This is a genomic window from Oribacterium sp. Sow4_G1_1, from assembly GCF_052116105.1.
Taxonomy (GTDB): domain Bacteria; phylum Bacillota; class Clostridia; order Lachnospirales; family Lachnospiraceae; genus Oribacterium.
The window spans coordinates 1-11,006 of record NZ_JBQKLS010000029.1 but is presented as its reverse complement, the minus strand read 5'-3'; the positions used below and the strand labels follow the sequence as shown (position 1 = coordinate 11,006).

12 protein-coding genes and 1 pseudogene are annotated in these 11,006 nt (G+C 49.9%); 1 reads left to right on the top strand and 12 read right to left on the bottom strand.

All coding sequences use genetic code 11. From position 1 onward, the window contains the following. Positions 1-344 precede the first annotated feature (344 nt). The 4 genes from ACTQ52_RS11965 to ACTQ52_RS11950 form a co-directional block, all read right to left on the bottom strand. Positions 345-1,142, bottom strand: a complete 798-nt coding sequence (locus tag ACTQ52_RS11965) for a hypothetical protein (protein WP_441982739.1) — start codon at positions 1,140-1,142, stop codon at positions 345-347. A gap of 313 nt (positions 1,143-1,455) precedes the next feature. Beyond that, a complete protein-coding gene (locus ACTQ52_RS11960) occupies positions 1,456-1,980 on the bottom strand; it encodes a type II secretion system protein (RefSeq protein WP_441982738.1) in 525 nt (174 codons plus the stop codon). A 257-nt stretch (positions 1,981-2,237) separates the two neighbouring features. Further along, positions 2,238-2,645 carry a hypothetical protein gene (locus ACTQ52_RS11955; protein ID WP_441982737.1) on the bottom strand — a complete coding sequence of 136 codons (408 nt, stop codon included), beginning with the start codon at positions 2,643-2,645 and terminating at the stop codon, positions 2,238-2,240. Positions 2,646-2,921: 276 nt separating this feature from the next. Then, entirely contained in the window at positions 2,922-3,764 is an 843-nt protein-coding gene (locus ACTQ52_RS11950; protein WP_441982736.1) for a type II secretion system protein, read from the bottom strand. Positions 3,765-4,119: 355 nt separating this feature from the next. On the opposite strand from ACTQ52_RS11950, the gene ACTQ52_RS11945 reads away from it, so the two are divergent. Continuing rightward, positions 4,120-4,386 (top strand): hypothetical protein, encoded by a 267-nt coding sequence (locus ACTQ52_RS11945; protein WP_441982735.1) that lies wholly within the window; start codon positions 4,120-4,122, stop codon positions 4,384-4,386. A 105-nt stretch (positions 4,387-4,491) separates the two neighbouring features. Here ACTQ52_RS11945 and ACTQ52_RS11940 read toward each other — a convergent pair whose 3' ends face one another. From ACTQ52_RS11940 to ACTQ52_RS11905, 8 genes and pseudogenes are all read right to left on the bottom strand, one after another. Continuing rightward, a complete protein-coding gene (locus ACTQ52_RS11940) occupies positions 4,492-4,869 on the bottom strand; it encodes a hypothetical protein (protein WP_441982734.1) in 378 nt (125 codons plus the stop codon). Between the two features lie 301 nt (positions 4,870-5,170). Beyond that, positions 5,171-6,553, bottom strand: coding sequence for a recombinase family protein (locus ACTQ52_RS11935; RefSeq protein WP_441982733.1), 1,383 nt, complete (start codon positions 6,551-6,553; stop codon positions 5,171-5,173). Next, positions 6,501-7,916 carry a recombinase family protein gene (locus ACTQ52_RS11930; RefSeq protein WP_441982740.1) on the bottom strand — a complete coding sequence of 472 codons (1,416 nt, stop codon included), beginning with the start codon at positions 7,914-7,916 and terminating at the stop codon, positions 6,501-6,503. Before ACTQ52_RS11930 ends, ACTQ52_RS11935 begins: the two co-directional genes overlap by 53 nt. Next, on the bottom strand, positions 7,900-8,796 hold the full coding sequence (locus ACTQ52_RS11925; RefSeq protein ID WP_441982732.1) for a hypothetical protein: 897 nt from the start codon (positions 8,794-8,796) through the stop codon (positions 7,900-7,902). Before ACTQ52_RS11925 ends, ACTQ52_RS11930 begins: the two co-directional genes overlap by 17 nt. Positions 8,797-8,906: 110 nt before the next feature. Then, positions 8,907-9,344 (bottom strand): hypothetical protein, encoded by a 438-nt coding sequence (locus ACTQ52_RS11920; protein ID WP_441982731.1) that lies wholly within the window; start codon positions 9,342-9,344, stop codon positions 8,907-8,909. 309 nt (positions 9,345-9,653) lie between these two features. Beyond that, the gene (locus ACTQ52_RS11915) at positions 9,654-10,415 is read right to left on the bottom strand and encodes a LysM peptidoglycan-binding domain-containing protein (RefSeq protein WP_441982730.1); all 762 of its coding nucleotides are present in this window, start codon (positions 10,413-10,415) and stop codon (positions 9,654-9,656) included. 114 nt (positions 10,416-10,529) lie between these two features. After that, positions 10,530-10,799: a phage holin family protein gene (locus ACTQ52_RS11910; RefSeq protein WP_441206736.1), complete on the bottom strand. Its 270-nt coding sequence runs from the start codon at positions 10,797-10,799 to the stop codon at positions 10,530-10,532. Between the two features lie 5 nt (positions 10,800-10,804). Next, positions 10,805-11,006 (bottom strand): annotated as a pseudogene (locus ACTQ52_RS11905) (hypothetical protein); the annotation flags it as partial.

The following is an 11,006-nucleotide window of genomic DNA, read 5'->3' as shown; positions in this document are numbered from 1 at the left end:
CTTCAGATTCTGCCTCGCGACAGACACCCTTGCCTTCGGCTATGTCCTTCCCGCTACCGGGCGGACTCCGGACTTACACCGTTTAGAAACGTGCGCCGCCAGGCGCACAATTGCAAAGCGCCGAGACTGATTCCCCTAGAATCAGCCTCGGCGCTTTGTTTCGTCATCTTCCCGTGGCCTGGCCCCAATGTCAATCTGGCTCCGCGCCATCCCGCAGGACAATGCCTCCGTCTTCACCTCATCGTTCGCACGATATGCATCGCCGCCTCTGCATCCTGAGCATCGAAAACCTGTTTTCTTCCCGATGCCTGGTCTCAATATCCGGAGGAATATGCCTGCACTATCTACCCCTCATATCCGATCACTTCTTTTTCCACCTTCTTTATCACCTCATCCGATATATCTTCTACCGCAATCCGCGACGCTGTATTCATCCTTGGGTTATAAATCCCCAGATACTTTACATCCTTAAACTCCGGATGAATCGAGTGCAGCCCCATGCGCCAGTACATGAGCAGCTGAAGTGTATGCTCTTTCTTGATCGGCGTCTTGGAGACCTTGAAATCCCACAGTGTATCCGCCGCTGTGAAATCCCCATCACCCTTGCACACGACATCCGTATAGCCGCCTTCGAAAGAGAATCCATCCAGCACCTTCGGCCCATACACTTCGAAAAAGTGCAGTGACCGTTCAACCATCGTCCTCACATTCTGCACCGTCGGCGCATCTGGATTGATCTCCTCGACCGGCTTATATCCCATTCCTCCATTGCGGAAGCATACATCGAACCCCACCAGCTTCACGGCATTCACGATAGAGCTGTCATCAAGTCCTTTGATTCCTGACAGAAGCTTCGAAGCTTTCGCTTCTTGATCCATCCGCGAAGCCCCCTTCATCGAAATCTCGAACGCCTCCTCAGCCGACGCCCCAGACATAAAGCGCGTCATATAGTCCACTGCCAGTCCGATAAGAATCGGGCTGACATTCTCTGCCGGATTCAATGCCTCCGTCCCCTCGCCCAGAAGCTCCGCCTTAAATTCTTTCGGCTTAATATAACCACCCTTCGGCTGATCCACCTGCTTGATCCGCTGTGTCACCGAACAGCCAAACATTTGCGCCATCACTTCATCCATTGCAGACATACACTACCTCCCTTGCATAACGTCATCTGATCCTACATCCCATTTTACCTCAGATACAGCGCTCACTTACAACAAATCTTCTTATCAACATCCATATATTCCCAGAACCTGCCCCTCAGCCCAGCCCGCTACCAATGCCTCCGACTTCACACCGTCACTCCCCTTTTCAAAATATCCACCTTTGTTCTGCTCAGATCCATCTTGTACGCAAAAGGGCCGCCTCTCTGGCAGCCCTATCACGAGAAAAATCCTTCCAAAAAGAATCTATGTATTCTATTACTGACCCGGTGCTCTATATAGTTCCCTCTGCTTCTTATGGCTTCCATCCCGGTTTCATGGTTTTATCTGAATTCACGTACATGATAACCTTTTCCAGCTTGCCTGATTCGTCATAAAAGAAGTGGATCATCCCATATCCTTTTTGCCCTGTATCGCCGCCCGGTGCAGAACTCCCTGCATCTAAAGCAGCATAAAAAGGTAACTCATCGCCCAGGCCAGACCAGTTATTTCTTTTCCCACCTTTGATCACAACATTATAAACGGTGATGACATCAGGCACTTCAGAACCATAGTCCTTATAGTTACAGGCAATTTTCGTACTTCCATCCTCATTATAAACTGTAAAACCTTTAGAATACTTAGGACGAGTAGCGTTATCCGGTGACATATGAAAAATCTGTGCTTCAGCATACGCCGCTCGAAGGTTTGCTACAGTCACCGCATCCCTGGCCCGCTCGATTTGATTGCTGAATATCGGTAAAGATATAGCTACCAGTATTCCAATGATAGCCACCACAACCATTAACTCAGGAAGCGTAAAACCTTTTCTATCTTTCATCACCATTCTCCATAAAGGTAATTCCGATCACTTTTCAAAACCTATTTTACGCCTCCGATTTCCCATTTTCAATGTTACCCCATCATTGCATTGTCAACCCTTCACTATAGAAAGACTACCATATGGGCCGAGTAAAATATTGTACACAAAAAGAGCCGCCATCTCTGGCAGCCCTAACACGAAAACACATCCCATGTGGTTGTGCACTTATATATTAATCCTACTCATGTCGGCCCGAATGGCCCCAGTGTTTTTCGCTATGAAAGCAAAGCAAATATACCCAAAAAATTAAATACAATCACCATCATGACAATGAATGTAATCAATAGCGCGTTCAGCTCCGCATGCTTATCCACACTACGGCAATGGCGTGCTAATACAGGTACGGCAATACAAAGCAAAATTCCAAAAACGATATATTTAACTGCAAGCCCTATAAGCAATCCAATAGTCAACACTGAAAGTGCTAATATCGCACTTAGTACATCGATTTTTGTAGCGTTACCTAAATTACGTTTCGGTTTTAAAGTATAGTCGGTATCTGTAAATGTATCGTCTCGAAGCGGTTTATAAATAGGTTTGCTATTTAAACTAAAATCACCACCATATAATTCTTCCTTCTTACGGCGATCTTCGCGCCACCAGTCTCTGTCGTCTAAACTCATAGTCTGCCTGCTTTCTATCTAGGCTCGTTGCTGCTTCCTGGGACCTAGCCCCATCACTTTATGATTATATCATTAATTGACGTCACATTATATCGGAAGATCGCTTCCTTCACTATAGGCAGACTAGCATGTATGCCTGGCAAAATTTTGTACACAAAAAGGCTGCCATCGCTGGCAGCCCTATCACGAAAAACACATCCTACGGGGAATGTGCACTTATTTACTCAGAGGCGCTGTAAAACCATCCATTTTTTCCCGGGGCCTGGTCCCAATGGTTCATGTTAATCGTCTTTTCGGATCATGTTTGTATATCGTCTGTCCATTCTGACTTGCAGAAATTCTCGTTCCATTGTTTATATCATAATACCAAGATTTCGTCCATACTCCATCAGCCGTATACCAAGTTCCTTTGATATCATATCCACCCGATGTAATACTTGGCAGGACGATCTCTTCTACTGAATCCGGCATGTTGGCATACATATCTGCGCTCGAATGAGCCAGTGTTGCTTTTGACAAATCGACTTTTTCCAGATGAGTAAAGCCGCTAAATAGGCTCGTGGTATTATCACTGATGCTTGAGCCAGCTGGAGCCACAATCTTCTTAACATCGGTTGCAGAAACACCGATTCTGGCTAACTCATCTTTGATGGACTGATTGTTGAGATTCTTTTCCGAGAATGTCAGTGTTTGCGTTTCTGAATCATAAGACATAAGCCCCTTGACCCAGCTGGCAGAAATGTTAGAGCCATTGATCGTCACTTCTACAACAGAGTCCCTAGGTGTACCAGTCGCACCGGTAATCGATCCATCATTATCTTCCTTGGTGGACTTCCCATATCCAGAGTTTGCCGCAACTTTATCAAGATCCATGGAGTTTGTGAGGCTAATTTTCGTCACTGTTCCGGAGGTGTACAGATAGGAAACTGAGCCACTCTCCCCACCACTCATATACGCAGCTGCGGCAGCGGCTTTGGCTGATCTGACGTTAGCCTGATCGGTTGCTATCCTTGCCTTCTCCAGCTGCTGGGTGAAGATCGGTATAGAAATCGCTACAAGCACGCCAATGATGGCAACCACCACTAAGAGCTCTGCCAGGGTGAATCCTTTCTTCTTCATAAAAAAACACCTCCAGTTTTCCCATTTTCGCAATCATTATACACAAGCGACTACAAATCTCCAATGAAATCTTTATAAACTGAGCAACAGCTTGCGCTTCCCCGTTTTGCTACACAGTCCCCGTTTATGTAGTGAAAAAATCGCACTTTTCTAAAAAGCGGAAAAACGGCCTAAATTGAAAAAAGTACTGTAAAGCAAAACTACAGTACGAAGAAAAACAAGATAATTGGCAGCGAACGGGCGCGCGGAATTGAGCTGTTTTAAAAGTAGCAGTCAGCTGATGGCGGGCGTTTTAGTCGCTATTAGCATTCCGATTTTCACATCACAGCTGGAGAAGAGTAGAGAGGCAGTTGATATGGCTAATATCAGAGCCGCTTATGCAGAAGTTATGAGTTCCGAACTTACAGGAGAAGCAAGTGATGGTGTTACTGCATCAGGCACTCACTTTACAAAGACAGTAGATCTTAAGCAGCAGACTACAGGATGGCAGACTGAACCAGGAAAACCAGAGAATTTAGCTGAGGATACTGGCGCAACAGACCCTGTAAAAGATGGCAAGGCGACCATTACAAGTACTGATACTGGCGCAACAATCAGCATCAAGATGACCAAAAAGGCTTAACTCAAGACTTTATATACCCATCCTCCCAGCGAGGATGGGTATTTTAATGCAAATAAACGCCCACCCTCGCAGGGAGGATGGGCTGTAATAGATTGTTTCAGGAAATTAACCAACTGTAATCGTAGGTTCTGCGCCTGCAGTGCCATAAGAAAAAGTGATCTTTGTGCCAGTGTGATTAGTCTGACTGTCAAGGCCAGTAGCAGCATTTTCGCCTGCCTTAAAGCTATAAGGCCATGGATCAAAGCCTCCATTAGCCTGCTGCCCCATAATCTTCACACCAGGCACTTCTACAGAACCTGTATCTCCTTCAGCCTTAGTAACGGTCATTCCATCCACAGTGGTTTTACCAACGCCTGCAGTAAGCCATGCAGTCTGTGCCTGAGCATAAGCTGCTCTTACATTTGACTCAGTAACCGCATCACGGCTCTTCTCCAGCTGTGATGTGAAGATTGGGATGCTAATAGCGACTAAAACGCCCCACAACCATCATGGCTTACTTTAGTCTGTCCTTCTATTATATTATTGCAATAGCAGTTTGACAACCACTGCGCAAAATAAAATCCTTCCCTCATCCACACAACCCTCGCGCATATATAGGAGCCTATCCGTTCTCTGATGCTTCGCTGAAGTGCTTTGCTTCCTCCATGGAAGAATCGATGCTTCGCTACAACCTCAGCGCAAAATTTCAATCTTTCTCATAGCTTACAACCTCAGCGCAAAAAGAAAACTCGTTCCCGAAAATAAAAAAACGCCCCTGCCATCTTCGGCAAGGGCTACTCTTCTCTCATATCTTTACGTTCTTCACGGTTCCATCCAGGAAGGTGATGGTGAAGCTCGTAGGGCTATGAACCGTGATCTCCTGAAGGACCATCCGCGTGAGTTCCGGGATCTCGAAGTCGAGCTTTCCTTCTGCGGTGAGCTCGATCATCTGTTTTCCGCGAAGCCTCTCCAGCGGATTCTCTGACTCCCTCATCTTCTCCCATCGCTCCATCTCCTGATCCCGGTTCTCAACGATGCTGTTCCATGCGATCACCACAGCCTCCTGAAGAACTGCCTCCTTCACGTTCAAAGCTTTGCAGGTTTTTCCCTGCGCCTTCTCCGCTTGGAAGCACTTCCAGAAGGGTTCCTTAATGCCGGTCCAGCTTCTCCGGATGAAGCGGCTTTTGCAGCTTCCGCAGTACACCTTGTTGAAGAATGCTGTCCCCACCTTCGAGCTGATTTCCTTGATGCCGTGGCTTTCCATGAAGCCCTCCCGGCGTTTCAACTCGGCCTGCGCAGCCTCCCAATCATCCGGAGAAATGATGGGCTTGTGATTTCCCTGCACGTAGTACTGGTCCTTCTCTCCATTGTTAGCCACCATCTTCTTGGAAAGGAAATCCACGGTATAAGTCTTCTGCATCAGAAGGTCGCCCTTGTACTTTTCGTTCTGGAGCATCCGCCGGATCGTGTTCGCGTTCCATGCCGCTTTTCCCGTCACGCCCGGGACGTTCTTTGCCCGAAGCCTCTGGGCGATTTCTTCGAGCGACCATCCTTCCAGAAAGTACCGGAAGATCCTCTCTACCACCCTGGCCTGCTCCGGGTTGATGACAAGGTTTCCGTTCTCGTCTTTGTCATATCCCATGAAGCGCTCCGTGTTGAGCATCGGCTGTCCTCTCTTGAACTTCGACCGGATGCCCCATGTCGTATTCTCCGAGATGTTACGACTTTCCTCCTGCGCGAGGGAGGAAAGGATGGTAAAAAGCAGCTCCCCGGATGCTGCCATCGTGTCTATTTTTTCCTTCTCAAAATAAATGGGAATGCCGAGATCCTTAAGTTCCCGTGAGTAACGCAGGCAGTCAGCGGTGTTACGGGCAAAACGGGAGATGGACTTCGTAATCACCCGATCGACCTTTCCCTCGCGGCAGGCCCGGATGAGGTTCTGGAAGCCCTGACGCTTTTTCGTCCCGGTTCCGGAGATGCCCTCATCCGAGAAGATCCCGGCCATCTCCCAGTTCGGATTCTTGTTGATCAATTCTGTGTAGTAGCTGACCTGGTTCTCAAAGGAGCCAAGCTGCTCCTCCTGCTCTGTCGAGACCCGGCAGTAGGCAGCCACCCGGACCTTCTTCTTTGTCCCCTCAGCTGACTTTTTTGTCTGGCTTGCGGGAATAACCGTAACACTCTTTGCCATCGATCTTCTCCTTTCCAATGTAGACAATACCTGGATAATCACGCAGGGATTGCAGCATCTCATCCGGAACCCTGACGCCCCTGCAGGCGCCCTTGCCATATCGGCTCATGGTGTTGCAGATCCATTTCACGCTTCCGTTGTTTGCGATGATGCGTCGAAGCTTCCCGCCGCAGTACTTGCAGAAGATCCGGTCCTTGTATGGGTAATTTGCTTCTGTGAGAGCCGGTGCGCTCTGGATGTGGACTTTCTTTGTGTGCGCCTTATGCCAGCTCTTTGTGTCCTCATAGGTAAAACCCGAGACTCTTCCCCGGTCGATCCTTTCATTGATATACCGGTCTTCGGAAAAAACTCCCCAGCTCTTCACCACCTCGTCAGGGATGGAAACGCCGGGGCAGAAGTCGCTGCTGAATCGCTCTTTTCCTGAGCATACCCAGCGGTTCTTCCCTCCGGTGTAGGATCGCATCAGCTTATTTCCACACTTTGCGCAGTAGAGCTGATCCTTATAAGGAAATGTCTCCATGGGCAGTCTCTTCTCCGGTTCCTTCTTTGGCAACTTCCGGACGCCGAGTGCCTTCTGGGCTTTCTCCCAGAGATCATTCGTCACGATCGGCGGATGATTCTCTTTGTAGTAGACCATGTTGTGTTCCCCGGTATTCTTCCTCTCCTTCCGGTGCTCATCCACGAAGTGCCTGAACTGTACGAAGTCGCCCTTGTACTCCTCGTTTCCCAGGATCCTGGCCACCGTTTTCCGGTAAAATCTGGCACCACTCTTGGTCCGTACTCCCTCCCCGTTCAGGTAGTTTGTGATCTGTGCGACCGTGAATCCATCAGCGGCCATCTCGAAAATCTCCAGCACACGGCCTGCATCCTGATCCGGCACGATCTCGCCGTCCTCGTTCTTCGTGTATCCGAACACCCTCTGGATCTGCTGGATGGGCTCCTGTACTTGTACCTTCCGCTGAATGGCCATCCTGGTCCCGAGCCGGTTTGCCTCACTCTCCGCCTGACCGAATGCGGCAAAGAGCGTCATGAGAAGCTCGCCGCCTTGTCCGAGCGTATTGATTCCCTGAAGCTCAAAGTACACCCCGATGCCGCGCTCCTTGAGAAGTCTTGTGGCATCCAGAACGATCCCAGTGTTCCGGGCAAAGCGGGTGATGGACTTTGTGATGACCAGCTCAAACTTCCCATCCTTTGATTCTTCGAGCATCTTCTGGAACCCGGGCCGTGCTGCCTTGAATCCGGAGATTCCGAAGTCGTAGTAGATCTCGACCAGCTCGTACCTTGGGTCCTCTCCGATGGTTTCCTTGTAGTGCGCGATCTGGTTTTCCAGTGAGTACTCCTGGTCCTCATGCTTGCTGGACACCCGGCAGTACACCGCTGTTTTGATCCGCTGATCCTGTGGGCGCTCTATGTGCGGAATCACGATCACATGATCCGAGGACGATGAAGTCCGGCTCTGCTTTTTGCTCATGCTTTCCCACCTCCTTTTTCTTCCGGCGACGGCGCATCGCCTTTTCCCTCTGTTCATCTGTCCGGAATGCCGTATTTCCACCCATCCGCTCCATCAGAATCCTCCGGGTATCTGCGTGTTCCTTGCCGCCCATGCCGATGCTGTTCATCCAGCTTCGGAACGTGTATCGTTCATTGCTGGTTTTCACCGGATCTGCTTTTACCCAGGCAGCCTTCTCACAGGCTTTGACAAGTCCTTCTGCAAAGTCCCGATAGGCCGCCAGCTCCTCCACCGTCCGATCCTTTGGGAATCCGGTAAAGAGCACCTTTATGGAAGAAAAAGTGATGCCCCTAAGTGCCTTCTCTGCGCCGCTTTTTACCAGCACAGTCTGAAGCTCAGAAAGGTTTGCCGGATTTGTTTCTTTCAGGTTCTTGAGGAGGACTGCCGATACAAAGAAGGCGTTCGGCTGTCCGATGGCCTTGTTGATGAGCACGCCCTTCGAAGAAAGCATGTGGATGAGGTTGACCCGGGCCGTCACGTCATCTGCGATCTCTGCCTCGATGCCTGTGCCTTTCTTTTCATCCACGATCAGACCGCTTTCTTTGAGCTTTCCGATCAGCCCGGGATCTGCCTTTTCATCGGCAACCCGGATGTGTGCGTTCCGAAGAACCGTGTAGTCTCCGATCCTGTAGTGGAAGGTCGGTGCTCCGGCGTATTCGGCATTAAGCCCGGTGCTCTCTTCAAGAAACCGCACGAGAACGGCCCTGTCTGTAATGGTTGTAAGTAGTTCCATCGTTGCCTCCTTTCTCTTTTGGTAGTCTATCCATCACTCTGATCTGCGATTCTATCAAGTCATTTCTGCCTTTTTCTTCCTATATAATTGCGGTTAAATATGCGGTCTCATCAGCTGCCAAAGTAGTCCGCCACGTAATGCTCATGGCAGCAGTACTTTCGGTTCTTATTGCCGTAGACCTCGAAGGTCTTCCCGCAATACGCGCACACCTTGGTGTAGATCGCCTTGGGATTCTTTTTCTGCCCATTTCGGTGGATCTTCCAATACGTGCGCCGGCACTTCTCACAGCAGAACCGCTTCTTTCGTCCCCGGCGGCCTTCTTCTTTCGCGATGGGCTTCCCGCAGAAAGCGCAGGCTTCCCGCGTCTTTATCTTTTCTGGCAGTTCCTCGTCCACGGGAATGCTATCGCAATCGTCCTTTTTGCACTGATACCGGACCTTCTCGTAAGAAACCCCGGTGTATTCCGCAATCTTCCGATTGCTCATCCCGCTCTTTCGAAGCAGGAGCACCTGCTCATTTTTTTCTTCTGTTTGATCGTTCTTCTTCATGGGTATTCTCCTTTTGCCCTAAGGTCGTAAATACATGGCTTCCTTCACTCCTCACAGGACATTTTCCGCAAGGTTGAGCAAAGGAATCTTTGCTTTCACCTATCAGCGGACACTTCCCGGGCGTTTTTGTGACGGGACGTGAAATTTTCCTGCAGGTATATGCGGACCATTCGCACGCGATTTTGAACGGTCCTGGAAAATTCTCTCCTACACAGATAAACGGAACTTTCGGAGAGAAATCGGAAATGAAAAAGACAAAAAAAATAGGGCTTGCAAACACCCATAAGCAGGTGCCTGCAAGCCAACGCGTTATTTCACCCGGATCTTCCATCCCACTCGGATCAGGTTCACATTTTTGATCAGAGATACGTTCAGCTTCTGGATGGCGGATACGCTGGTTCCATACCTTCTGGCAATTCCGGAGAGCGTATCCCCTCGCTGCACGGTGTAGTAAACTGCCTGCGGCTGAGCCTGTGCGCGAAGCAGTTCGTTCACTCTTGTCTGCACAGTGGAGGCGTCATAGCCAGCAGACGAGAGACGGTTCCTTCGATCCGCACCATTTCCCCACTTCCCGGCCAGCACTTCACGTGCAAGCTCATCTACGGACTTCGTTGCGGTATTCTCCTTGTAGCGAAGCACATGGTTCCAAGGGAAGTTCCGATACGAACGGATCAGAAACTCACGTCCGGTCTGGTCACCGGGAGCGCCGCCTACCGCTGTTCCCCTCTCATTGATGGATGCCTCGACCTCTCTTCCATTCCCACAGTACATCGCGGTGTGGTGCGCGGTGTTTAAAAGGACATCGCCGCGTCTAAGGCCTGCTCCGGTTGCAAGGTTTACCGTGCCGGTTACGTCCTCAAAGCCGCAGGACAAAAAGACCGAAAACATGTTGCCGGTATAGGTAGCACCCCTTGTCTTCACAGGAACACCGGCTGCCTGCCATGCCGAGATCACTGCCGAGGAGCAGTCAAAGTCTCCTCTCTCACCCCAGCGATACCTCTGGTCGTAGCCGTATGCGTTATTGTTTGCATGATTTTCCATCCACTGGATGGCAGATTCTGTTTTACTCATTTGTAGTTTCCTCCTTCATAAGAAAAAGCCCTCCGGGTTTTGAAGCCCGAAGAGCCGTGAATTACATTGCTCCCTTAACGGAAGGAGCTTCCGAGATACGAGGATCACCTCCTCTCACGCATCTGTCTTGGTGAGCTGCTTGTAGATCTGGTTCACGCCAGTCGCTGCAAGACCGGACACAATGCCGACAGCAAGGGCATTAATGACATCCTTTGCCGGGAAGTCCGGCATGAGATACAGCCCCGCGATGCCGAGCACCGCACCGACGCATCCGCAGATCACCGGGATCAGCTCATCCTTTACCGAGCCAGCTGCCTTGCAGCCAATGCCGACGAGGTACGCAATCACTGTGATTGCCGCCACACTTGCAATTCCAAAGTCCATAAAAGTCATTCCTCCTTCTTTTTATTTCTGTCTGCCGAAAGCGGCAGTTCCAGACACTTCTTGTACAGGGACTCTCCGGTGCCATTCCCGCCGAGTGCCTTGTATGGCTTGTACAGGTACTCAAGGTTGCTCCGATCCTCCGGAGAACACCATCCCCGGGCAATAAAAAAGCTGCAGGCCTGATAAATACGGTCATGCAGCAGTGCC

Coding starts and splice junctions, on each gene's coding strand:
- ACTQ52_RS11965 (WP_441982739.1), bottom strand. CDS start 1,142: ATGTCTGCAATGGATGAAGTGATGGCGCAAATGTTTGGCTGTTCGGTG.
- ACTQ52_RS11960 (WP_441982738.1), bottom strand. CDS start 1,980: ATGAAAGATAGAAAAGGTTTTACGCTTCCTGAGTTAATGGTTGTGGTG.
- ACTQ52_RS11955 (WP_441982737.1), bottom strand. CDS start 2,645: ATGAGTTTAGACGACAGAGACTGGTGGCGCGAAGATCGCCGTAAGAAG.
- ACTQ52_RS11950 (WP_441982736.1), bottom strand. CDS start 3,764: ATGAAGAAGAAAGGATTCACCCTGGCAGAGCTCTTAGTGGTGGTTGCC.
- ACTQ52_RS11945 (WP_441982735.1), top strand. CDS start 4,120: ATGGCTAATATCAGAGCCGCTTATGCAGAAGTTATGAGTTCCGAACTT.
- ACTQ52_RS11935 (WP_441982733.1), bottom strand. CDS start 6,553: ATGGCAAAGAGTGTTACGGTTATTCCCGCAAGCCAGACAAAAAAGTCA.
- ACTQ52_RS11925 (WP_441982732.1), bottom strand. CDS start 8,796: ATGGAACTACTTACAACCATTACAGACAGGGCCGTTCTCGTGCGGTTT.
- ACTQ52_RS11920 (WP_441982731.1), bottom strand. CDS start 9,344: ATGAAGAAGAACGATCAAACAGAAGAAAAAAATGAGCAGGTGCTCCTG.
- ACTQ52_RS11915 (WP_441982730.1), bottom strand. CDS start 10,415: ATGAGTAAAACAGAATCTGCCATCCAGTGGATGGAAAATCATGCAAAC.
- ACTQ52_RS11910 (WP_441206736.1), bottom strand. CDS start 10,799: ATGGACTTTGGAATTGCAAGTGTGGCGGCAATCACAGTGATTGCGTAC.